Annotated in this window: 23 protein-coding genes; 19 read left to right on the top strand and 4 right to left on the bottom strand. The window is 66.3% G+C overall.

Going from position 1 to position 21,591, the window contains the following annotated elements:
• Window positions 1–16 precede the first annotated feature (16 nt).
• From WKW79_RS30435 to WKW79_RS30450, 4 genes are all read left to right on the top strand, one after another.
• On the top strand, window positions 17–604 hold the full coding sequence (locus tag WKW79_RS30435; protein WP_340338975.1) for an OsmC family protein: 588 nt from the start codon (window positions 17–19) through the stop codon (window positions 602–604).
• On the top strand, window positions 588–1,460 hold the full coding sequence (locus WKW79_RS30440) for an ABC transporter ATP-binding protein (RefSeq protein ID WP_340338976.1): 873 nt from the start codon (window positions 588–590) through the stop codon (window positions 1,458–1,460). The genes WKW79_RS30435 and WKW79_RS30440 overlap by 17 nt, the downstream gene beginning before the upstream one ends.
• Window positions 1,461–1,558: 98 nt before the next feature.
• Window positions 1,559–2,314 (top strand): ABC transporter ATP-binding protein, encoded by a 756-nt coding sequence (locus WKW79_RS30445; RefSeq protein WP_340338999.1) that lies wholly within the window; start codon window positions 1,559–1,561, stop codon window positions 2,312–2,314.
• Between the two features lie 13 nt (window positions 2,315–2,327).
• Entirely contained in the window at window positions 2,328–3,209 is an 882-nt protein-coding gene (locus tag WKW79_RS30450) for a VOC family protein (RefSeq protein ID WP_340338977.1), read from the top strand.
• Between the two features lie 140 nt (window positions 3,210–3,349).
• On the opposite strand, the gene WKW79_RS30455 is transcribed toward WKW79_RS30450, so the two are convergent.
• Window positions 3,350–3,988 (bottom strand): HAD family hydrolase, encoded by a 639-nt coding sequence (locus WKW79_RS30455; protein WP_340338978.1) that lies wholly within the window; start codon window positions 3,986–3,988, stop codon window positions 3,350–3,352.
• Between the two features lie 219 nt (window positions 3,989–4,207).
• Between WKW79_RS30455 and WKW79_RS30460 the strand changes: the two genes are divergently transcribed.
• The 9 genes from WKW79_RS30460 (at window position 4,208) to vapB (ending at window position 12,988) form a co-directional block, all read left to right on the top strand.
• Window positions 4,208–5,026, top strand: a complete 819-nt coding sequence (locus WKW79_RS30460) for an SDR family oxidoreductase (RefSeq protein WP_340338979.1) — start codon at window positions 4,208–4,210, stop codon at window positions 5,024–5,026.
• 31 nt (window positions 5,027–5,057) lie between these two features.
• The gene (locus tag WKW79_RS30465; RefSeq protein WP_340338980.1) at window positions 5,058–6,098 is read left to right on the top strand and encodes a zinc-dependent dehydrogenase; all 1,041 of its coding nucleotides are present in this window, start codon (window positions 5,058–5,060) and stop codon (window positions 6,096–6,098) included.
• A gap of 13 nt (window positions 6,099–6,111) precedes the next feature.
• Window positions 6,112–7,203: a galactitol-1-phosphate 5-dehydrogenase gene (locus WKW79_RS30470; RefSeq protein WP_340338981.1), complete on the top strand. Its 1,092-nt coding sequence runs from the start codon at window positions 6,112–6,114 to the stop codon at window positions 7,201–7,203.
• Window positions 7,204–7,239: 36 nt separating this feature from the next.
• A complete protein-coding gene (glpK, locus tag WKW79_RS30475) occupies window positions 7,240–8,742 on the top strand; it encodes a glycerol kinase GlpK (protein WP_340338982.1) in 1,503 nt (500 codons plus the stop codon).
• 46 nt (window positions 8,743–8,788) lie between these two features.
• Window positions 8,789–9,712, top strand: a complete 924-nt coding sequence (locus WKW79_RS30480; RefSeq protein ID WP_340338983.1) for a shikimate dehydrogenase — start codon at window positions 8,789–8,791, stop codon at window positions 9,710–9,712.
• Window positions 9,713–9,714: 2 nt separating this feature from the next.
• Complete coding sequence (locus tag WKW79_RS30485) at window positions 9,715–10,299, top strand: glucose-6-phosphate isomerase (protein ID WP_340338984.1); 585 nt, start codon at window positions 9,715–9,717, stop codon at window positions 10,297–10,299.
• Window positions 10,300–10,307: 8 nt separating this feature from the next.
• On the top strand, window positions 10,308–11,204 hold the full coding sequence (locus WKW79_RS30490; RefSeq protein ID WP_340338985.1) for an MBL fold metallo-hydrolase: 897 nt from the start codon (window positions 10,308–10,310) through the stop codon (window positions 11,202–11,204).
• Between the two features lie 46 nt (window positions 11,205–11,250).
• Window positions 11,251–12,666 (top strand): FAD-binding oxidoreductase, encoded by a 1,416-nt coding sequence (locus tag WKW79_RS30495; protein WP_340338986.1) that lies wholly within the window; start codon window positions 11,251–11,253, stop codon window positions 12,664–12,666.
• A 64-nt stretch (window positions 12,667–12,730) separates the two neighbouring features.
• On the top strand, window positions 12,731–12,988 hold the full coding sequence (gene vapB, locus WKW79_RS30500; RefSeq protein WP_340338987.1) for a type II toxin-antitoxin system VapB family antitoxin: 258 nt from the start codon (window positions 12,731–12,733) through the stop codon (window positions 12,986–12,988).
• Window positions 12,989–13,075: 87 nt separating this feature from the next.
• Here vapB and WKW79_RS30505 read toward each other — a convergent pair whose 3' ends face one another.
• A complete protein-coding gene (locus WKW79_RS30505; RefSeq protein WP_340338988.1) occupies window positions 13,076–13,567 on the bottom strand; it encodes a GNAT family N-acetyltransferase in 492 nt (163 codons plus the stop codon).
• Between the two features lie 300 nt (window positions 13,568–13,867).
• The gene (locus WKW79_RS30510) at window positions 13,868–14,656 is read right to left on the bottom strand and encodes an SDR family NAD(P)-dependent oxidoreductase (RefSeq protein ID WP_340338989.1); all 789 of its coding nucleotides are present in this window, start codon (window positions 14,654–14,656) and stop codon (window positions 13,868–13,870) included.
• Between the two features lie 128 nt (window positions 14,657–14,784).
• Between WKW79_RS30510 and WKW79_RS30515 the strand changes: the two genes are divergently transcribed.
• Genes WKW79_RS30515 through WKW79_RS30540 form a run of 6 tightly spaced genes read left to right on the top strand, consistent with a single transcriptional unit; the run spans window position 14,785 to window position 20,671 of the window.
• Window positions 14,785–15,972, top strand: coding sequence for an ABC transporter ATP-binding protein (locus WKW79_RS30515; RefSeq protein ID WP_340338990.1), 1,188 nt, complete (start codon window positions 14,785–14,787; stop codon window positions 15,970–15,972).
• A gap of 46 nt (window positions 15,973–16,018) precedes the next feature.
• A complete protein-coding gene (locus WKW79_RS30520; RefSeq protein WP_340338991.1) occupies window positions 16,019–17,440 on the top strand; it encodes an ABC transporter substrate-binding protein in 1,422 nt (473 codons plus the stop codon).
• A 13-nt stretch (window positions 17,441–17,453) separates the two neighbouring features.
• Window positions 17,454–18,413 carry a carbohydrate ABC transporter permease gene (locus WKW79_RS30525; protein WP_340338992.1) on the top strand — a complete coding sequence of 320 codons (960 nt, stop codon included), beginning with the start codon at window positions 17,454–17,456 and terminating at the stop codon, window positions 18,411–18,413.
• Entirely contained in the window at window positions 18,410–19,270 is an 861-nt protein-coding gene (locus tag WKW79_RS30530; protein ID WP_340338993.1) for a carbohydrate ABC transporter permease, read from the top strand. The genes WKW79_RS30525 and WKW79_RS30530 overlap by 4 nt, the downstream gene beginning before the upstream one ends.
• Window positions 19,271–19,295: 25 nt before the next feature.
• Window positions 19,296–20,426 carry an ABC transporter ATP-binding protein gene (locus WKW79_RS30535; protein ID WP_340338994.1) on the top strand — a complete coding sequence of 377 codons (1,131 nt, stop codon included), beginning with the start codon at window positions 19,296–19,298 and terminating at the stop codon, window positions 20,424–20,426.
• A complete protein-coding gene (locus tag WKW79_RS30540; protein WP_340338995.1) occupies window positions 20,426–20,671 on the top strand; it encodes a hypothetical protein in 246 nt (81 codons plus the stop codon). The genes WKW79_RS30535 and WKW79_RS30540 overlap by 1 nt, the downstream gene beginning before the upstream one ends.
• A gap of 681 nt (window positions 20,672–21,352) precedes the next feature.
• On the opposite strand, the gene WKW79_RS30545 is transcribed toward WKW79_RS30540, so the two are convergent.
• The coding region (locus WKW79_RS30545; RefSeq protein WP_340338996.1) for an ATP-binding protein at window positions 21,353–21,591 on the bottom strand (239 nt) is incomplete at its 5' end.

A 21,591-nucleotide genomic window follows, 5' to 3' on the forward strand; every position in this document is an offset into this window, starting at 1 on the left:
AACAAAGGAAATCTTGATGAGCCATCTGAACGACTACCTCGCCGAAAAGCGCGCCGCCGTGCTGGCTCGCGATGCCGCGATCGAGGCCGGCACCGCACAACCGCTTCAACTCAAGGCCAATGTGCGCGTCGAAGGCCGCAGCGGCGTGCGGCGCCTGCGCATCCGCGACCACCAGGTCATCAGCGACAGCCCTCCAGACTTCGCCGGCTACAACCTCGGTCCCAGCTCGCCGGAGCTGCAGCTGGGTGTGCTGGGCACCTGCGTCACGCACATCTTCCTGATCCACGCCGCGCAGCGGCAGGTGCCGTTGGAAAGCCTGGACGTAGAAGTGACCGGCATCATCGACCCGCGCGGCGGCAAGCCCGGGCATGAGCAGACACCGATCTGGCCGCACGAGATCGCCTACACGGTGAACATCGATTCGCCAGCCTCGCGCGAGGCCATCGATGCGTTGTTCGAGGAAGTCGAGCGCACCTGCCCGATCCTCAACCTGCTGCGCAATCCGCAGACGATTCGCGCGGAGGTCAAGCTGGTCAACTCGAAGGCCGCAGCCGCCAATGCCGACATTGCGGCCAGCAAGGACGCGGATGCCCTCGCTGCTTGAAGTCTCCGGCCTCACGCGCCGCTTCGGCGGGCTGACCGCTGTCGATGCGGTCGACCTGTCGGTGGGCGTGGGCGAACTGGTGAGCGTCATCGGCCCCAACGGCGCGGGCAAGACCACGCTCTTCAACCTCGTCACCGGGCTGGACCAACCCGATGGCGGCACGGTGCGCTTCGATGGCGAGGACATCACCGGATGGCCGGCGCCGAAGCTCGCGCAACGCGGCCTGGCGCGCACGTTCCAGCATGGGCGCGTGTTCGCCAACCTCACGGTGCTCGACAACGTGCTGGTCGGCGCGCACACGCGGCTGCGTGCGGTGCGTCCGCGCCTGGGTGGCATGCCGGGCGTCGGCGCATTGGCGGAACTCGCATTGGCCCTGGTGCAGCCGCCATCGGTCACGCGCGAGGAAGCAAGGCTGCGCGAAGAAGCGCTGGAGATCATCGCGCTCTTTGGCGAACGCCTCGCGCCGCGCATCGACCATCCTGCGTACAGCCTGTCGTATGCGAACCGTCGCCGCGTCGAGATCGCCCGCGCTCTCGCGTTGCAACCGCGCCTGCTGCTGCTCGACGAGCCCACGGCCGGCATGAACGAAAGCGAGACCGCCGAGATGCTGGAGATCATCCGCACCCTCAAGTCGCGCGGCCAGACCATCCTGCTGATCGAGCACAAGCTCGACCTGGTGATGCAACTGTCGGACCGCGTCGTGGTACTCGACGACGGCCGCAAGATCGCCGAAGGCCCGCCGCAGGAGGTGCGCAACGATGCCAAGGTGATCGAGGCCTACCTGGGCAGCCGTAACGTCGGCCAGACCACCCCTGCCAAGGCGCCCGCCGAAGCGCCGCAGCCCGTCGCCGCATGACCCTCGTCACCACCGTTGCCCGCACCGGCTTCCCTGCGCCCTCTCCCCTGCGGGGAGAGGGCTGGGGCGAGGGCATCTCCCGCCGCGAAGCCGCCGCCATGACCCAAGGCGCGCCTTCTCATGCCTTGCTCGAACTCCGCAAGGTCAACACCTTCTACGGCCCCGTCCAGGCGCACTTCGACCTCGACCTCGAAGTCCGCCAGGGCCAGATCGTGAGCCTGCTCGGCGGCAACGCGAGCGGCAAGTCCACCACCATGAAAGTCGTGCTCGGCTTGCAGAAGCCGCGTTCTGGCGAGGTGCGCTTTGCAGGCCAGTCGATGCTCGGCCTGGGCACGCCGCAGGTGATCCGTCGCGGCATCGGCTCCGTGCCCGAGGCGCGGCGACTCTTCCCCGCGATGACGGTGCGCGAGAACCTGCTGATGGGCGCCTATGCGCGCAGCGATAGCAAGGCCATCGCCGAGGACCTCGAACGCATGCTCGAACTCTTCCCGCGCGTGGCCGAGCGCATCGATTTCCTGGCCGGTACGCTGTCCGGCGGCGAGCAGCAGATGGTCGCGATGGCGCGCGCCCTCATGGGCCGCCCGCGTCTCATCTGCATGGACGAGCCCACGATGGGCCTGTCGCCGCTGTATGTCGACAAGGTGCTGGAACTCATCGCGCAGATCAACCGGCAGGGTGTGTCGGTCTTCATGGTCGAGCAGAACGCCAGCCTGGCCTTGCAGATCGCGCACTACGGCTATGTGTTGCAGACGGGGCGCATTGCGCTGCAAGGCCCGGCGGCGCAACTGCTGACCGATGCCCGCATCCGAGACGCCTATCTCGGTGGCAGCGATGCCGCGAGCACCGCTTCATGAACAAGGGATCCACGTGTCACTGAAACTCGACCACATCGTCATCGCCGTCCATGACCTGGATGCGACCCTCGCCGACTACACGGCGCTCGGCTTCAACGTGCAGCGTGGTGGCGACCATCCGGGGCGCAGCACGCACAATGCGCTCGTCGTGTTCGCCGATGGCAGCTACCTGGAACTGATCGCATGGAAATCGCCGGCGCCGCAGGAGCGGTGGTGGCAGGTGTTGCAGCGGCGGGGCGAGGGCCTCGTCGACTTCGCGCTGTTGCCCGCGGACACGGCTGACACGGTGAGGCAAGCGGCGCAGCGCGGCCTGACGCTGGAGGGTCCGCTCGACGGTGGGCGCTTGCGCCCCGATGGCGAGCGCCTGCATTGGCAGACCGCGCGGCCCACGACGCAGGACTTGCCCTTTCTCTGCGGCGACATCACGCCCCGCGGATTGCGCGTGCCCGAGGGCGATGCACGCGTGCATCCCAATGGCGTGACCGGCGTCGCCAGCCTGGCCATCGCGGTGAAGGACCTGGACGCGACCCTGGCCCGCTATCGCGCACTTCTGGGCGAGGCGACGAACGGCACGCATGTCGGCCGCGCCGTCACGCTGCCTGCGCGGCACGACCGAATCGCACTTGTCTCGCTCGGCGACAGCACGCTGGTGCTGAGCGCAACCCGGCCCACGGTGATTGCGGACGACATCGATGATGAAAGCGGCGATCCGATCGCGCGCCTGCTGGCCGCGCACGGCGAAGGCCCGTTCCACCTGACGCTGCGCACCACGCATGAGAACGCTGCGACGCCCAGCCTCGGACTCACGCACGGCGCGAGCATCCACTTCGAACAGGAAAGCGCCGCAGCGACCGAGCCGCGCCTCGAACAAGCAGCGCTTGCCGAACCGGCCTAAGCGCCGCGCGTCCGCCCGGCCGCCCCGCCGCCCGGAGGCGCTCGCATTGCAGCGCGGCGGTCAGACAATGAGCACGCCGTCGCCCTCGCACGACGGCGACGCCCCCCTCACTTCACACTGCCTGCGAGGCAGAGCGAGCCTCAATCCAGTGACAGCTGCCGCCTCAGTTCGCCCAGGTGCGCGACCAGGACGGCCCCCGCAGGTGCCGTCGTCGGCGCCTGCGGCCAGAGCAGCGTGCGATAGCCGGCGGCGATCCCCGCCAGCGCCCCGGTCGGGCTGTCCTCGACCACGGTGATCTCCGCCCCTTCCAACCCCAGCAGCCAGGCCGCGCGCAGATAACCCTCCGGCTCCGGCTTCCCCTGCCGCACGTCATTGCGGCTCACCGACACCAGGTCCGGCTCCATCAGGCCGATCGCGCGCAGGTTCACGTCCACGATCAGCCGCTCGGAGTTCGACACCACGGCCTGCGGCACGCCGAGCGACTGCAACTCCCTGAAGACTTCCAGCGCCCCGGCGCGCGGCTGGAGGCGCGCGGCGCGCGCCAGGTAGGCATGGCTGCGGAACCGGCGCCAGGCGTCGAAGGGCATGGCCAGGCCGTAGCGCGCACTGAAGGTCTCATGGATCGACCGGGCCGGCAGGCCCACGACCAGCGCGTGCAGGTCCGGCGGCGGCGTGATGCCCTCGGCCGCCAAGGACATGAGGAGCGTCTCCTCGTGCAGTGGCTCGCTGTCCACCAGCGTGCCGTCCATGTCCCACAGGACCGCCCTTCGTTCTTGCATGTTGTCCGCCTTTCCGTTCCGCGATGCGTCTTCTCCCGCGCCGACCGCCGGCACGGCCTGCATCGAATTTTGACGGAAAAAGTTTTCGTGACGTGTTGTCAAAGAAAGAAATTCCTTTTATAGTCCAGCCCATGCCAGCCGAGACCCTGAACAAGGACGGCCTCGCCAGCCGGCAGTTACTGAAGTGCCCTGAAACCCAATCTGAACTGGAGCAACCCCATGAACAACGGAAAAATGCTGGATGGCAAGGTGGCGATCATCACGGGTGCCGCCTCCGGCATCGGTGAGGCAGTCGCCCGCATGTATTGCGAGAACCGCTGCAAGGTCCTCGGCGTCGATTTCGATGCGGAGCGCCTGAAGCGCATCGCCGCAGAGATCACGGCGGCCGGCGGCGAATTCGTGCCGGTGGTGGCGGACGTCACCGAAGAGCAGACCGTCATCGACTTCTTCAAGAAGGCGCACACGATGTGGGGCAGCATCGACGTGGTGGTCAACAGCGCCGGCCGCGATTCGCTGGCGCCTCCGGTGGTCGAGGTCACGCTCGACGAATGGAACAAGACCATCGGCCCGAACCTCACCGCCGTCTTCCTCTGCTGCCGCGAAGCCTTCCGCTACATGGAAAAGCAGCCCAACGGCGGCCGCATCATCAACATGGGCTCCTCGTCGACTCGCGTCGCCTCCGGCCCCGGTCACAGCCCCTACCGTGCGTCCAAGCACGGCATGCTCGGCTTCTCGAAGAACATCCTGCTGGAAGGCAAGGACAAGAAGATCGGCGTGACGGTGCTCAACCCCTCGCACGTCAAGACGCCGATGACCGAGATCATCGACAAGGGCCTCTACGACGGCAACCTGAAGGCCTACGTCGACGGCTGGCTCGACGAAAAGGAAATCAAGGAAGGCATTCACGCCTCCTGCATCGAAGTCGACAGCGTGGCCTGGCTGGCGCTCTTCGTGGCCACCCGCACGCCGGACGTCACGATCCCGACGATTGCGCTGTACCCGACGCACAAGGCCCATCGCTACGGCATGGAAGTCTGAGCGGTACGGACGCAGGCAAGGCGGCACCCCCATGAAAGCAGCGGTATTCCACCGGCCCGGCCAGATCACGCTCGAGGAGCGCGACATCTACGCCATCGCCGACGACGAGATCCTGGTGAAGACGCGCGCCGCCTCGATCTGCGGCACCGACCTGCGCATCTACGGCGGCGGCCACTTCAAGATCCGGGAAGGGCAGTCGCGGGTGCTGGGCCATGAGTTGTCGGGCACCATCGCGAAGGTCGGCAAGCTGGTGTCGGGCTGGCGCGAGGGGCAGCGTGTGTCCTTCACGCCCAACATCGGCTGCGGCCATTGCGAAATGTGCCGCCAGGGCTACAACAACATGTGCCCGGACTACGAGGCCTTCGGCATCAGCTTGGACGGCAGCTTCCAGGAGTACATGAAAGTGCCGGCGATCGCGATCCGCGGCAACAACATCTTCGAGGTGCCGGACCACCTGTCCTTCGAGGAAGCGGCGGTGATCGAGCCGCTGTCCTGCTGCTACAACGCCTTCAAGGGACTGGATGTCACGCCGGAAGACACGGTGCTGATCATCGGCCCGGGACCCATCGGCGCCTGCTTCGTGCAGTTGGCCAAGACATGGGGCGCCAAGCAAGTCATCGTGGTGGGCCGCAGCGCGGGGCGGCTGCGCGAGATCGAGAAATTCGGCGCCGACGTGCTGATCGATTCGAGCCAGGTCGACGTGCTGGCCGAAGTCATGCGCATCACCAAGGGCCGCGGCGTGGACGTGGTGGTCACGGCCGCCTCGTCGCCCGAGTTGCAGCCCCTGTCGGTGCAACTGCTGGCCGTCCATGGCCGCGTCAACTTCTTCGGCGGCCTGAAGAAGGGCACGCGCGTCGAGATCGACACCAACCTCGTGCACTACCGTGGCCTGAAGCTGCTGGGCACCACGGGCTCCAGCAACGAGGACTACTTCCGCTCCATGCGGCTGGTCGCCGATGGCCGCATCAACGTGCGCGACATCGTGAGCCACCGCTTCGAGCTGGCCGACATCCAGCAGGCGTTCGCATTCGCCAAATCGGGCCAGGGCATGAAGACCCTGGTCGTGCAGTGACACAGGAGCAGACGTGGCAACACCCATGAACATGCAGGCCGCGGTGCTGAAGGCCGCCGGCGACCTGCGCTACGAAACCGTCGCGGTGCCCTCGGCACTGGGCCCGCAGGACACGCTGGTCAAGGTGATGGCGGCCGGCATCTGCGGCTCCGACATCGGCCGCGTGATGGTCACCGGCACCTATCGCTTTCCGACGATCCCGGGGCACGAGTTCGCCGGCGTCGTCGAAGCGGTGGGCTCGGGCGTGGGCAACGTCAAGCCCGGCGATAGGGTCGCGATCGCGCCTTTGCTGCCCTGCATGAAGTGCGATGCCTGCCACCGCGGCAACTACTCGCTGTGCGACGACTACAGCTTCCTCGGCTCGCGCACCGACGGCGGTTTCGCGCAGTACGTCAAGGCGCCGGCACGCAACCTGGTGCGCTTCCCGGACAGCATCGGCTTCGAGGAGGCGGCCACCATTGAGTCGGCGGCGATCATCCTGCACGGCATCCACAAGATCAACCTGCGTGCCGGGGACTCGGTGGCGGTGATCGGCATCGGGGCGCTGGGCTACTTCGCGGTGCGCCTGGCCAAGCTCTCCGGGGCACGGCCGGTCATCGCGGTGGACATCGACGAGAGCAAGCTCGCGATGGCGCGCGAAGCGGGCGCCGACATCTGCATCAACGCCAGTGCGGCCGACCTGCATCAGCAGATCCGGGCCGCGACCGGAGGCGCCGGGGCCGACGTGGTGCTGGAGACGGCCGGCAACAACGCGGGCCGCGAGACGGCGATCCACGCGGCGCGCAAGCAGGGCACGATCGTGATCTACGGCTCGGCCCACCAGGACGTGGTCTTCAAGCCCGCCACCTTCGAGCGCGTGCTGCGCAACGAGCTGCACCTGGTCGGTTCGTGGAACTCCTACTCGGTGCCCTTCCCGGGCAAGGAATGGTTCGACCTGATCCGCATGATCGAAGCGGGCGAACTGAGTGCCCGGCCGCTGATCTCGCACGTGCGGCCGCTCAGCGATGCGCCGCGGATCTTCAAGGAAATTGCCGAGCGAAGTTTCGGCGGCTACAGCAAGGTGATATTCCTGCCCCACGGCACACCCGAGCCGGTGGAACACTGAAGCATCGCCACAAGAAGCGAACCAGGAGACAAGAAGATGACCCAGAAGAAATACGTGCTGGCCCTCGATGAAGGCACGTCCAGCGCCCGCGCGATCTTGTTCGACAAGGCCGGCCAGATCGTCTCGATCGCCCAGCGCGAGTTCCGCCAGATCTACCCGAACCCGGGCTGGGTCGAGCACGATCCGATCGAGATCTGGAACGTGCAGTTGTCCGCCGCACGCGAGGCGCTGACGCAGGCCGACGCGCGGCCCGAGGAGATCTCCGCCATCGGCATCGCCAACCAGCGCGAGACTTGCGTGGTGTGGGACCGTGCCACCGGACTGCCGATCCACAACGCGCTGGTGTGGCAAGACCGCCGCACGGCCGGCGACTGCGATGAACTCAAGGCCAACGGCATGGGGCCCTATGTGCGCGAGACCACCGGCCTGGTGATCGACGCTTACTTCTCGGGCACCAAGATCGCATGGATCCTGGACAACGTCGAAGGCGCACGCGAACGTGCGGAGCGTGGCGAACTGGCGGCCGGCACCATCGACAGCTGGCTGATCTGGAACCTCACCGAGGGCAAGGCGCACGTCACCGACTATTCGAACGCCTCGCGCACGATGCTCTACAACATCTTCAACGCGAGCTGGGACGACAAGCTGCTTGCGGCAGTGCGCGTGCCGCGCGAAGTGCTGCCGCAGGTGCGCAACTCCTCGGAGGTCTACGGCCTGTCAGCCGGGAAGTTCTTCGACGGCGTGGAGATCCCGGTCGCCTCCGCCGTGGGTGACCAGCAGGGCGCGCTATTCGGCCAGAGCTGCTTCCAGCCCGGCATGGTGAAGTGCACCTACGGCACCGGCTGCTCGCTGCTGATGAACACCGGCGCACGGCCCATGCCCTCGCGCAACAACCTGCTGACCACCGTGGCCTGGGGCCTTGACGGCAAGCTGGAGTACGCGCTGGAAGGCCTGATCTTCACCTGCGGCTCGGTCGTGCAATGGTTGCGTGACGAGCTGAAGCTGATCCACCTGTCGAGCGAAACCGAACTGGCGGCGCGCCAGGTGACCGACACCAACGGCGTGTACTTCGTGCCGGCGTTCACCGGCCTGTCGGCGCCGTACTGGGACCAGTACGCACGCGGCGCGCTGCTCGGCGTCACACGCGGCACCAACCGCAACCACATCATCCGCGCGGCGCTGGAGTCGATGGCCTACCAGGTCAAGGACGTCATCGATTGCATGGAGGCCGACAGCGGCATCGCCCTGTCGGACCTCAATGTCGACGGTGGTGCGGTCAGCAACAACTTCGTCATGCAGTTCCAGGCGGACCTGCTGGGCGTGCCGGTGACGCGGCCGAAAGTGATCGACACCACCGCGCGCGGCGCCGCCTTCCTCGCCGGCCTGGCCACCGGCTTCTGGGCCGACAAGGCCGACCTCACCAGCGCCTTCACGCTGGACCGCAAGTTCACGCCCGCGATGGGGCGGGCGGAAGCGGACAAGCGCTACGCCGGCTGGAGCCGCGCCGTGCAGCGCTCGCGCGACTGGGAACAACACTGAACCGCAACCTGAAATGAACAACTACCAGCCCGCCACCCGGCGAACCATGTCTTTCATCGGTGTTACCACCGCCAGCTCATCGATCATGAAGGTGTTCCCGGCCTGGGCCGAGCACCTCGGTCTCGACGCCGTCATCCAGGGATACGACTTCCCCCCGGGCGATGCACCCGAGCGCTATGTCGAAGTGGTCGAGTTCATCAAGAACGATCCGCTGTCGCTCGGCGGCTTGGTCACCACGCACAAGATGAACCTGCTCAAGGCGGCGCGCGGACTGTTCGACGACCTGGACCCGTATGCGACGACGCTGCACGAAGTGAGCTCGATTTCCAAGCGCGGCAATCGGCTCGTCGGCCATGCCAAGGATCCGATCTCGGTGGGCGTGGCGCTGGAAGCGATCGTCGACACGGGCTATTGGGCGCGCACCGGCGGGCAGCTCTGCCTGCTGGGCTCGGGCGGCTCGTCGCTGGCGCTGTCGCTCTACCTGCACAACAAGGCCAAGGCCGGCGGCGACGTGCCCGTGAAGATCATCGTGACCGCGCGCCGCGAGTCCAGCCTCGAGGAGATGCGGCATGTGCATCGCCACATCCAGTTCGCGATCCCCATCGACTACGTGCTCACGCCGACGCCTGAAGACGCCGACCGCGTGCTCGCCGCATTGCCGCCCGCGTCGATGGTGGTCAACGCCACGGGCCTGGGCAAGGACCGGCCCGGCTCGCCGATCACCAACGCGGCCGTCTTCCCGCAGGACGGCATCGCCTGGGAATTCAACTACCGCGGCAACCTGGTCTTCCTCGACCAGGCCAACGCACAGAAGGACTCTCGCCACCTCCAGGTAGAGGGCGGCTGGGTCTATTTCATCCACGGCTGGACGCGCGTCATTGCCGAGGTGTTCGACGTGGACATTCCGTCGTCGGGCCCCGCTTTCGACAAGCTCAGCCAGATCGCCATCGAAGCCACCGCAAGGAAATGAACATGTTCGACCTCAGCAACACCAACTCCACCCTCGTCGATTTCGACCTGCACACGGGCCTGTCCAAGACCCGCGAGACCCTGCGCCGCCCACTCTCGGCCATGAAGGGCATGTACCACGACCAGGCGGCCTTCGACGCCACCGTGAAGTCCGGCGATCCGCTGGTCTACGAGTTCTTCGACATGGGCGTGCCCGACAGCTCCGGCGACGTGGCCTACGGCACCTCGATCACCTATCCCGGCAAGGTGGGCGACGAGTACCACATGACCAAGGGCCACTTCCATACCGTGCTCGACACCGCCGAGGTCTACTATTGCCTGCGCGGCCACGGCCTGATGATGATGGAGAGCCCGGAAGGCGAGGTCGAGGTGCAGGAGCTCACGCCCGGCAAGGCCGTCTATGTGCCGGGGCGCTTCGCACATCGCAGCATCAACATCTCGGCGAAGGAACCGCTGATCACCTTCTTCGCGTTCCCGGGGCATGCCGGTCATGACTACGGCAGCATCGAGACGCAGGGCTTTCGCAAGCTGGTGGTCGAGCGCGACGGCAAGCCGGCGCTGGTGGATAACCCGCGCTGGTCGAAGTGACGGCTGCAATGGCCGTGGACCGTGCCGTGACAGAGGCGACGCTGGAGCGGCTGCCAAGCACGGACCTGCTGGCAGAGTTCTCGGCGCGCGAGGAGGGCGATGCGGTCTCGGCCTGGTGGCTCGGCCAGGCCGGCTTCTGCATCCGCTGGCGCGACTTGCGCATCGCCGTCGACCCCTATCTGTCGGATTCGCTGGCGCGCAAGTACGCGGGAACGCGCTTTCCGCATCGGCGCATGATGGCCGCGCCGGTGCAGCCGGAACAGCTGACCCAGCTCGACTACGTGTTCTGCACCCACGCGCACACCGACCACATGGATGGCGACACGCTGTCGGCCATTGCACGCGCGAACAGCCGTTGTCGTTTCGTCGTGCCGCTGGCCGAGCGCGCGAAGGCCTTGGAACGCGGCGTGCCGGCCGACCGGATGATCACCGTGCGCGCAGGGGACGAATTGCCGATCGGGCCCGGCGCCAGTCTTGCCGTGGTCCCGGCGGCGCACGAGGAGCGCAGGTCCGATGCCGATGGCAACGACCTCTACCTCGGCTATGTCTTCAAGCTCGGCGATCGCTCGCTCTACCACCCGGGCGACTGCGTGCCCTTCGACGGCCTGGAGGACTGGCTGCGGCCGCACCGCATCGAGCTGGCGCTGCTGCCGGTCAACGGACGCGATGCCGTGCGCGCCAGCAACGGCGTGCCGGGCAACTTTCATCTTCAGGAAGCCGTGGAACTGTGCTGCGCGGTGGGCATCGGCCGCATGCTCGGCCACCACTACGGCATGTTCGACTTCAACACGGTGCAGCCCGAAGACAGCGAGCGCGAGATCGCGCGCATGAAGCCGGTCTGCGGCGCGTCGCTGGTGCGTGCCGCAACGCGTTATGTGCTGACGGTGGCACCGGCGAATGCATGACTATGGGTGATTGCCTCGGTCGCATGGAAACCAACGGAGCAATGTGATGAATACGGGAACGCAGGAGATCGAGGTCATGCCCGCGGTGGTCGCGGCACTGCGCGAGGCGCTGGGCCCGCGCGTCGTGCAATTGCCGCACGAGTTCGCAGGCCGGCACAACGCCGATGCCAGCCGCATGCCCTGCGCAGAACCCATCGCGCTGGTACGGCCTGGCAACACGGAAGAGGTGTCGGTCGCGCTGCGCATCTGCCATGCGCACCGTCAACCGGTGGTCACGCAGGGCGGCCTCACGGGGCTGGCGGGCGGCGCCTGCCTGCTCGGAGGGGAGATCGCCCTGTCCCTCGAACGCATGCGCGGCATCGAGCAGGTCGATCCCGTGTCCGCCACCATGATCGTGCTCGCCGGCACTCCCTTGCAGATGGTGCAGGAAGCGGCGGACGCGGCGGGCTTCCTGTTCCCGCTCGACCTCGGCGCGCGCGGCAGTTGCTCGATCGGCGGCAACCTCGCGACCAATGCCGGCGGCAACCGCGTCATCAAGTACGGAATGATGCGGGAGCAGGTGCTCGATGTCGAAGCGGTCCTGGCTGACGGCAGCGTGGTCGGCGGCCTGCACGGCATGATCAAGAACAACACGGGCTATGACCTGCGCAACCTGCTCATCGGCAGCGAGGGCACGCTGGCCGTCATCACGCGCGTGGTGCTGCGCCTGCGGCCGAAGCCGAGTGCGGTGTCGACGGCCTTCTGCGGCTTGCCGAGCTATGAAGCCGTGACGACCTTGCTGTCGCGCGCGCAAGCCATGCTGCCTGCGGGCGTGTCGGCCTTCGAAGTGATGTGGCCGGGCTACTACGACTTCTACACGGGCCGGCTGCCCGAGCTGCGGGTACCGCTTGCCGGCAAGCATGCCTTCTACGTTCTGCTCGAAAGCCTGGGCGCCGACCCTGAGCGCCAGGCGGAATCTTTCGAAGGCTTCCTCGGCGCGATGCTGGAGGAGGGCGTGGTCGAGGACGCCGCGCTGGCCAGTTCCGAGTCCGACGCGCTCGCGTTCTGGGCCGTGCGCGATGCGCCGGGCGAGAACGCACGGCTGCTGCCGGGCCGCGTGTCCTTCGACGTGAGCTTTGCCATCGCCGAGGTGGGCGAGGCCGCGCGCCGCTGCGAGGCTGTGCTGCGCGCGCGCTGGCCGCGCGCCAATGTCCTGGTCTATGGCCACCTCGGCGATGGCAACGTGCACATCGTGGTGCAGGAGCCTGATTGGCCCCCGACCACGGCGCGCGAGGTGCAGGACGTGGTCTACGGCGTCACCGGCGAGATGCAGGGCTCGGTGTCGGCTGAGCATGGCATCGGCACCAAGCGCATGCATGTGCTGGGGCTGACGCGCACGCCGGTGGAGATCGCGGCGATGAAGGCGATTCGCAGCGCGCTTGATCCGCTGGGGATCCTCAATCCGGGCAAGCTGTTCTCGTAGCGCTTCGTGATGTTGCCAGTGAAGAACGTTGATCTATGGCAAACAGCGCCATATGCTGCAATAAATGGCAAGTCGACACACGCCCACCCCACGGCCCACGGCGCGAGTCGGCTGGAACAACCAGGTTCAAACCGTGTCGATCCCGCTGGAATTCCGGTTTCCGGAAGCCGTGCGCGAGGTCGTCATCCGCCGTGAAAGCGAAAGCGTCATCCTGAAGCCGCGCCCGGCCGACTGGAGCGACTTCTTTGCATCGCCGGCAAAGGCCTCCCCGGACTTCATGGCTGGCGCGGAGCGCATGCCCGTGCAGGAGCGGTCGTCTTGACGGCGCCGATCTACATGCTGGACTCAGGTCCAGCCGAGCGGCGCATGAACTCATCGGCATCAACAGTGACATCCGGGCGCCCAAGCTTCACGTACCGTGCGACTTGCTGGATTGCCCGCCCTGACCTCCGCCAGCCATGCGCCCCGGCGCCCGCTTGATGAATCGCACGGGTCCGTCCCACAGGTCGTCGATCTTCCAGCCGAGGTGCCGGTAGAAGCCATTGGCGCGCGTACGTTCGTCGTCATCTGTCACCAGCCAGATCTCCTCGCATCCTTCTGAGAAAAGCCATTCCTCGGCCTCATACATGAGTTGGCGGCCCAAGCCTTGTCGCTCATGGCCGGGGCGCACGAACATGGCCACGATGCGGGCTTCGAGGCGACTTGCGAGCACGAAGGCCACGACCTCGCCATCCAGGTCGGCGACCCAGGCGCGCGCGTTCTCGTCCATCAGCAGGGGAAGGGTTTGCAGCGTGACGCCCTGCGAGGCGAGTTCCTCCAGCGACATCTCGTTTTCATGCACGCTGGTCCGGATCTCGAAGAACGAAGGCAAATCGGCTGGGACTGCGAGGCGAATTCGCATGGCGGCGGGGATTGGTCCGTACGTTCGCGACGGTATCACGCGGGCTGCTTCAGCGCATCGTCAACGGACTACCGCGGCTTGACCAGAACTGCGCGCGATGCGTGCAGGCTCGTCGCTGATCAGTCCGCAGCGCCCGCTGCCGGGGATTGAGGGGGCACCGGGCTGCCAGTCTCTGCGGGGTGGCTCACCCGGTCGTTCAGAACGAGCGGCCCGTTGACTTCGACGCGATGGCTGGGCTTCAGGAGATAAAAGTCTGGCGCGGGGCACACCGCGGCTCTCGTGAACGGAGCGCCTTGCGCTTCAGAACACAGACCGGATCATCCCGCCATCCACCTTCAGCGCCGCCCCATTCACCGCCGACGCCCGCGCACTCGCAATGAAGGTCACGAAGTCGGCAATCTCGGCCGGATCGCTCAGCCGCTGGATCAGCGAGGTCGGCCGGTTCTCCCGCATGAACTTCGCATGCGCTTCCTCGGGCGGCAGCTCCGGGAAGACGTTGGCAATGAAGCCGCCCACGCCCTCGGTGTTCACCGGCCCCGGCAGCACCGCATTGACCGTGACCCGCGTCCCCTTGGTCAACTCCGCGAGATTGCGCGACAGCGACAACTGCATCGTCTTGGTGGCCGAGTAGTGCGCCATCTCCGGCGCCGGGTTGATGCCCGATTCGCTGGCCACGAACACCACCCGCCCGCTGTTGCGCGCCAGCATGCCCTTGAGGTAGTGGCGTGACAGCCGCACGCCGCTCATCACGTTGACCTCGACCAGCCGATCCCACTGCGCATCGCTGGTCTCGAAGAAGTCGCTCGGCTCGTAGATGCCGAGGTTGTTGACCAGGATGTCCACCGCGTCGAAGGCGGCGATCGCTTCATCGCAGCCCTGCGGCGTGCCCAAGTCCGCTGCCAGCGCGTGCAGCACCGCCCCCGGCACCGCCTTGCGAATGCGCGCCAGCGCGCGCTCGATGCCGGCCGCCGTGCGCCCGTTGACGATGACCTGCGCGCCTTCGCGTGCGAGCGAGGTCGCGATCGCTTCGCCGATGCCGCCGGACGAGCCGCTGACCAGCGCCGTCTTGCCTTGCAGTCCGAGTTCCATGTCGTGTCTCCTGTGTTGAGAAAGATATTTTATTCGATTGATATTTACAAGCAAGGAAATTACTTCTACATTTCAGCCCATGGATGACGCCGCACTTTCATGACGGCGACGCTTCACCGGAGACATCAATGGCAGGCTTGCGAGTCGAGGGTATCGAAAAGGCGTTCGGGCGTGGCGAGCGCGCGGTGCGTGCCGTGTGCGACCTGTCCTTCGACGTGGCGGATCGGGAGTTCGTCTTCCTGCTCGGCCCCTCGGGCGCCGGCAAGACCACCACGCTGCGCACCATCGCCGGCCTGGAGCAGCCCGATGCCGGCCGCGTGCTCATCAACGGCAGCGACATGACCTGGGCCGCACCGCGCGAGCGCAACGTCGCGATGGTCTACGACAAGAACTCGCTGTATCCGCACCTGTCGGTGTTCGAGAACATGGCCTACCCGCTGCGCTTGCAGCGCCTGGCCGAGCCCGAACTGCGCGAGCGCGTGATGGGCGTGGCGAAGATCCTGCAGATCGAGCGCATGCTGGAGCGCCGCCCACGCGAGCTGTCGGGCGGCCAGCAGCAGCGCGTGGCCATCGGCCGCATGCTGGTGCGGCGCGCCGACCTGTTCCTGATGGACGAGCCGATCTCGCACCTCGACGCCAAGCTGCGCGCGCACATGCGGCTCGAGTTCAAGAAGCTGCAACGCGAGTTCCAGTCGACCATCCTCTACGTGTCGCACGACCAGCTCGAGGCGATGACGATGGGCGACCGCATCGTCGTGATGAACGAAGGCGTGGTGCAGCAGATCGGCCCGCCCCGCACCATCTTCGACCGGCCCGCGAACCGCTTCGTCGCAGGCTTCGTCGGTGAGCCGTCGATGAACATTGCGGACTGCACGCTGGAGGATGCGGGCGGCGCCGCGACACTGCGCTTCGGCCACCAGCGGCTGGCGCTCGACCGCGACTGGCTTGACGCCGCCGGCCTGGGCAATGCGCCCGCACGCGCGCTGTCGCTGGGCATCCGGCCGCAGCACCTTTCACTGGCGCCCCAGGCGGAGCAGGGCGCACCGAACGTGATCCGCGGCGAGGTCTATGCCGCCGAGACGCTCGGCTCCGAAACCATCCTCGACGTCGAAGCCGACGGCGTGATCTTCCGCGCCTGGATCCGCAACAGCGCACTCGGCCGCGCGCCCGCGATCGGCGAAGCCATCGGCCTGCAAGTCGACCCGCGCGCCATCTATCTGTTCGACCGGGACAGCGGCAAGACGCTCGCCTTCGCCGACCTGAGCCGCCTCGACGACGCACACGCCCTGTCGAGCCCCAGCCCCCTCATCCACTGACCCGGCCGCCGCGCCGGGCACATCCACCACGCACAGGAGACAAAAGATGACGACCGAATACTCAAGACGCCAGATCACCAAACTGCTCGGCAGCGCCGCCGCGGGGCTCGCCATGCCCGCGCTCTCGATGGCGCAGGCCCGCAAGCGCCAGTTCGAGGGCCGCACCGTCAACCTGCTGGCCGTGCAGTTCGGCCACCACCAGCACCTGTGGAACCTGATCCCGGAGTTCGAGAAGGAGACCGGCATCAAGGTCAACCTCGAATACGCCCCCTTCGACCAGACCCGCGAGAAGACGCTGCTCGACATGAGCAGCAAGACCGGCCGCTTCGACCTGTTCACCATCGACATCATGTGGCTGGCCGAATACGCGGCCGCGGGCTACCTGGAGCCCCTGTCGAAGTACCTGAAGAACAAGGACCTCACCGCCGACGACTACGACATCGACGACTTCGTGCCGCGCGTCTTCAGCGGCACCGGCATCTACAACAACACGCTCTACAACATCGCCTTCGACTCGGGCACGGTCGGGCACGAGTTCCGGCGCGACTGGATGGAGAAGGCCAACCTGCCGGTGCCCAAGCGCTTCGACGGCAAGTTCACCCACACGGCCTTCATGGAAACCGTCGGCGCGCTCAACGAGGCCAGCAAGGGCGTGGCCGGCTACGTGACGCAACCGCAGCGCTGGTTCTGGGGCTGGACCTTCACGCCGCTGATGTACGCCTTCCAGAAGCCCGCCAATGTCGGCAATGAGTTCGTCGACAAGGACTGGAACGTCACCATCGCCAGCGATGACAACCTGGCCGCGCTCAAGTACTACCTCGGCTGGCGCAAGTTCACGCCGAAGAACGATGCCAACTTCGGCTACGGCGAGGTCGTGTCGCTCTACCAGCAAGGCAAGGCGGCCGGCGGCATCCACTATCTGGGCTTCATCGGCGAGCAGTTCGAAGGCACCTCGCCAGTCGCGGGCAAGAACGTCTACCTGCACACGCCGGTGGGCCCGCATGGGCGGACCGACCCGTTCTTCGGCTCCTGGGGCCTCGGCGTCTCCGCCGACTCCAAGCAGAAGGAAGCGGCCTGGGTCTTCCTGCAATGGATCACGCACAAGAACCAGCTGATCCGCGCCTCGGAGAAGGGCGCCGGCCTGGTGCGGCATTCGCAGTTCAAGAGCCCGACGGTCGCCAAGGCACAGCCGTGGGTGGTGGACTGCTACGAGTTCCTGCTCAAGACCGCCAACCCCGACGAACGCATCCGCGTGCCGGAGTGGGCGCAGATCTCCGAGGTGATGGGCCTCTACGGCAACAAGGCCTGGCTCAACGAGATGACGCCGGAGCAGGCGCTGGAAGCCATGGCCAAGGAGATGAAGGACGCCTTCCGAAAGGGCGGCTACTACCGCAGCAACGCGAAGAACCCGCCGCAGCTGTGGCGCAACCTCTCCTACTACGACAAGAAGCCTTCGGGCTGGATCTGAAAGAGGCCGCCCCATGTCCGCAATGCTCCACCACGCAGCGCGTGCCCCGGTCGTTTCGACACGGCCGAAGACCGCGCTGCAGAACCGGCGCTGGTTCCCGTGGCTGCTGATGGCGCCCGCGCTCATCATCCTGCTGGCCGTGGGGCTCTTTCCCTTCGGCTACTCGGTCTGGCTCGCGACGACCAACATCATCCTGTCCAAGCCCTACCTGCCGCATGCCTTCGTCGGGCTGGAGCAGTTCCAGGAGATCGTGCAGGACGGGGACTTCTTCAACGCGCTGCGCGTGACGGCGGTGTTCACGGTCTCGTCGGTCTTCATCGAGTTCTGGGCCGGGCTGGGGCTGGCCTTGCTGTTCCGCCGGCACTTCCGCGGCAAGGCGGTGTACCGGCTCGCAATCCTCGTGCCGATGGTGCTGCCGCCGGTGGTGGTGGGCCTGATCTGGCAGTACATGCTGTTCCCGAACTCGGGCCTGATCTCGCACTACAGCGGCGAGCTGGCCGCCTTCCTCGGCGTGACGCCGCCGACTTTCGTCTCCAGTCCCGCTTCGGCGCTGCGCACGCTGATCCTAGTGGACGTGTGGCAGTGGACGCCGTTCATGTTCCTGATCCTGCATGCGGGGCTGGCCTCGATACCGCCCGAACCTTATGAAGCGGCCGAGATCGACGGCGCCTCGTCATGGCGCATCTTCTGGTCGATCACGATGCCGATGCTTAAGTCAAGCATCCTCATCGCGGTGGTGATCCGCACCATGGACGCGTTCCGCACCTACGACACGATCGCGGTGCTGACGCAGGGCGGCCCGGGCAATTCGACCGAGACGCTCAACATCTGGCTGACCAATCTCGGCTTCAAGTTCTTCGAGGCATCGAAGGCGGCGGCACTGTCGCTCATCGTGTTCGTGATCATCCTGGCCTTCAGCTCGGTCTTCATCCGCGTCTTCAGCAAGGCCAACCGCGTCGGAGGCAAATCGTGAGCCGCGAACTTCGCAGCACGGCCGTGTCGCCGGACGCGCCGCCGCAACAGCGCAACGGCTGGGTGCACCTGGTGCTGGTGTTCGTCACGGTCGTGTGCGTGATGCCGCTGGTGTGGATCGTGCTCACAGCCTTCATGAGCCGCGCGACCGCGCAGTCGGTGCCGCCGCAGTGGATCTTCACGCCCACGCTCGATGCCTTTCGTACGCTGATCCGCGACTACGGGCTGCTGCGCAACCTGTTCAACACGGTGGTCATCGCGGGGGCATCGACCTTCTTCTCGGTGACGATCGGCATGTTCTGCGCCTACGCGCTGGCCCGCTTCGATTTCGCCGGCAAGGAGGACGTGTCCTTCTGGATCCTGACCAACCGCATGATGCCGGCCGTCGCGGTGATCCTGCCGGTGTTCCTGATCTTCCAGACGCTCAAGCTGCTCGACTCCTACGTCGGCCTGGTCATCCTCTACACATCGATGCAATTGCCCTTCGTGGTGTGGATGCTCAAGGGCTACTTCGAGGACATACCGCGCGAGCTGGAGGAGATCGCGCTGGTCGATGGCGACACCTGGTTCGGCGCATTTCGCCGCGTGGTGTTGCCGGTGATGGCGCCGTCCATCACGGCCACGGCCATCTTCGTGCTGATCCTGTCGTGGAACGAATACGCCTTCGCGCTGTACCTCTCGGGCACGCAGACCAAGACGCTGCCGGTGTCGGTCGTGACCTTCGCGGTGCAGACCGCGGCGGCTTCGTGGGACATCCTGGGCGCCGCATGTTTGATCATCTCGACGCCGATCCTGCTGTTCGTCATCGCGGTGCAGAAGCAGTTCATCAAGGGCCTTTCTATGGGCATGGTTCGCTGAGCCCAAGCGGCTGAAAGGATTCGCAATGGCATCCGTCCTGGTCCATCAACTCGTCAAGCGCTTCGGCGATGTGCATGCGGTGCACGACGTCGGCTTCAAGGTCAACGATGGCGAGTTCGTGTTCTTCCTCGGCCCGTCGGGCTGCGGCAAGACCACCACCCTGCGCATGATCGCCGGCCTCTTGATGCCCACCAGCGGGCGCATCGAGATCGGCGGGCGCAACGTCACCTTCCTGCGACCGCGCCACCGCAACGTGGGCATGGTGTTCCAGCAGAACGTGCTCTACCCGCACATGAGCGTGGCCGACAACCTGGCCTATCCGCTGAAGGTGCGCGGCTTCACCCGCGCGGAGGTGCGCGAGAAGCTGGGCGAGGTGGCCGAGCGACTGCGCATTGCCGACGTGCTCGACCGCATGCCCGACGAGCTCTCGGGCGGGCAGTCGCAGCGCGTGGCCATCGGGCGCATGCTGGTGCGACAGGCTGACGTCTTCCTCATGGACGAGGCCATCTCGCATCTCGACGCGAAGCTGCGCGCCCACATGCGGACGGAGCTGCGGCACTTGCAGAAGACGCTGGGCGTGACCACGCTGTTCGTGTCGCATGACCAGTTGGAGGCGATGTCGATGGGCGACCGCATCCTCGTGATGAACGATGGCGCGATCCAGCAGTTCGGCACGCCGCAGGAGGTGTTCGACCGGCCGGCCAATCGCTTCGTGGCGAGCTTTGTGGGGGAGCCGCACATGAACATCCTGCCGGCAGAGATCCGCTATGAGGGCGCGCGGCCGGTGGCGCGCTGGGCGGGTGGCGCGATGCCGCTGCCGGATCTGCCGCGTGGGCTTGTGGAGGGCTCGCTTGTGGACGTCGGCATACGGCCGGAGCATGTGGTGCTGGCCGCGCCCGGCGGGAGCGATGCAGGACACGGGCGCGTCGAAGCGCTGGAACCGCTGGGCGCCGAATGCCTGGTCACCGTGCAGACCGGCGGTGAGACGCTGCGTGCACGCCTGCCGGCGGTGCGGGCCGACCGGCTGGGATTTGTGGTCGGCGCGATGGTGTCCTTGCAGTTCCCGCGCGACCACATCTACCTGTTCGACAAGGCCGGCGGGCAGACCTTGCTGCAAGCCGGTTTCACCGAAGAATTGCGACTGGAGGCTGCGTGATGACTGCGATGCGTTCCTGGGCCCTGCTGGCCATTGTCTGCGCAGTGCTGCTTGGCGGCTGCACGGCCCTTGCCGGCGACGTGGCGCACTGGCCGGGCAGCCTGCCGGCCATCGCGCTGATGGTGCTTGGCAAGGCGGTGAACGACCGCGTGAAGCTCTTGAAGTGGCCGATGGAGTTCGCCTTCTGGTCGGCGATCCTATTGATCTTCTGCAACCTGGTCTACCTGCACTTCAAGCCGCTCTGACTTTTGGGCGTTGTCGAGGCTCTGCGCCGTACTGGATCGGGCGCCACATCGCGTTGGCGCGTACAAAGCGTGCGCTTTCCCACTACAAGCTGGCGCCGACTCGAGCCCCTGGACGTCTCCTGCGCAGCGATTGCAGCCTCTCACTTCCTTGGAAACGACGCCCGACAGCAGCCACTTATGCCCCTTCGCCGAATCGATCGTCGACAAGATCAAGGTGGTCTTCGTCCAGCGATGACGCCCTTGAGTCGTCGCTGCTGGCATTCGGCCAATTGAGCATTGGTTCCGTCAGGAACCGCACTCGGCTTCCGTACCCATGGGCGATACGACACGTTCGCTGACCGTGGCAGGCGGAGATGCTTCCAAAGACACGGCATGCAGGCCGATTCTTTCCTCCGCGGGCCTACCGGGGATTTGCCGCGGGCCCATCAGTTGTAGCTGCCCGTGTGGCTCGCGTTGGAGGCCCCAGTCATTTGCACTGTCGGCGCCGATTCGATATTGACCACCCGGGCCGATCGAATTTTGACCAGGGGGTGGAAGCCGACTTTTCGTTGGTCGGCTGTGCATAAGTTTAGTGTTTGGGTTGCTCGTTGACCTCCTTGATGCTGAATTGATCGCGCGGGGGAAGCCGCGGAGGGCGTAGCCCGCAGCGGGTTTCCCCGCGCGGCGCGACGAGTTCTGCCGTCAGATGCTCGGCTCCGGCGGCGACGGTGGATCGGCCTTGCGAGCCTGCTCGCGCGCCTTGATGCGCTTCTTCGCCACCGCGCTGCTGTGCAGGAACCGATGGCTCTCGTTGCCCGTCTCCACGATGCGGCAGTGATGCGTGAGTCGATCCAGCAAGGCTGTCGTCATCTTCGCGTCGCCAAACACACTGGACCATTCGGCGAAGGTCAGGTTGGTCGTGATCAGCACGCTCGTGTGCT

It is taken from the genome of Variovorax robiniae (assembly GCF_037889955.1).
In the GTDB taxonomy this organism is placed as follows: domain Bacteria; phylum Pseudomonadota; class Gammaproteobacteria; order Burkholderiales; family Burkholderiaceae_C; genus Variovorax; species Variovorax robiniae.

Coding starts and splice junctions, on each gene's coding strand:
- WKW79_RS30435 (WP_340338975.1), top strand. CDS start 17: ATGAGCCATCTGAACGACTACCTCGCCGAAAAGCGCGCCGCCGTGCTG.
- WKW79_RS30440 (WP_340338976.1), top strand. CDS start 588: ATGCCCTCGCTGCTTGAAGTCTCCGGCCTCACGCGCCGCTTCGGCGGG.
- WKW79_RS30445 (WP_340338999.1), top strand. CDS start 1,559: ATGACCCAAGGCGCGCCTTCTCATGCCTTGCTCGAACTCCGCAAGGTC.
- WKW79_RS30455 (WP_340338978.1), bottom strand. CDS start 3,988: ATGCAAGAACGAAGGGCGGTCCTGTGGGACATGGACGGCACGCTGGTG.
- WKW79_RS30460 (WP_340338979.1), top strand. CDS start 4,208: ATGAACAACGGAAAAATGCTGGATGGCAAGGTGGCGATCATCACGGGT.
- WKW79_RS30465 (WP_340338980.1), top strand. CDS start 5,058: ATGAAAGCAGCGGTATTCCACCGGCCCGGCCAGATCACGCTCGAGGAG.
- glpK (WP_340338982.1), top strand. CDS start 7,240: ATGACCCAGAAGAAATACGTGCTGGCCCTCGATGAAGGCACGTCCAGC.
- WKW79_RS30480 (WP_340338983.1), top strand. CDS start 8,789: ATGTCTTTCATCGGTGTTACCACCGCCAGCTCATCGATCATGAAGGTG.
- WKW79_RS30485 (WP_340338984.1), top strand. CDS start 9,715: ATGTTCGACCTCAGCAACACCAACTCCACCCTCGTCGATTTCGACCTG.
- WKW79_RS30490 (WP_340338985.1), top strand. CDS start 10,308: ATGGCCGTGGACCGTGCCGTGACAGAGGCGACGCTGGAGCGGCTGCCA.
- WKW79_RS30495 (WP_340338986.1), top strand. CDS start 11,251: ATGAATACGGGAACGCAGGAGATCGAGGTCATGCCCGCGGTGGTCGCG.
- vapB (WP_340338987.1), top strand. CDS start 12,731: ATGGCAAGTCGACACACGCCCACCCCACGGCCCACGGCGCGAGTCGGC.
- WKW79_RS30505 (WP_340338988.1), bottom strand. CDS start 13,567: ATGCGAATTCGCCTCGCAGTCCCAGCCGATTTGCCTTCGTTCTTCGAG.
- WKW79_RS30510 (WP_340338989.1), bottom strand. CDS start 14,656: ATGGAACTCGGACTGCAAGGCAAGACGGCGCTGGTCAGCGGCTCGTCC.
- WKW79_RS30515 (WP_340338990.1), top strand. CDS start 14,785: ATGGCAGGCTTGCGAGTCGAGGGTATCGAAAAGGCGTTCGGGCGTGGC.
- WKW79_RS30520 (WP_340338991.1), top strand. CDS start 16,019: ATGACGACCGAATACTCAAGACGCCAGATCACCAAACTGCTCGGCAGC.
- WKW79_RS30525 (WP_340338992.1), top strand. CDS start 17,454: ATGTCCGCAATGCTCCACCACGCAGCGCGTGCCCCGGTCGTTTCGACA.
- WKW79_RS30535 (WP_340338994.1), top strand. CDS start 19,296: ATGGCATCCGTCCTGGTCCATCAACTCGTCAAGCGCTTCGGCGATGTG.
- WKW79_RS30540 (WP_340338995.1), top strand. CDS start 20,426: ATGACTGCGATGCGTTCCTGGGCCCTGCTGGCCATTGTCTGCGCAGTG.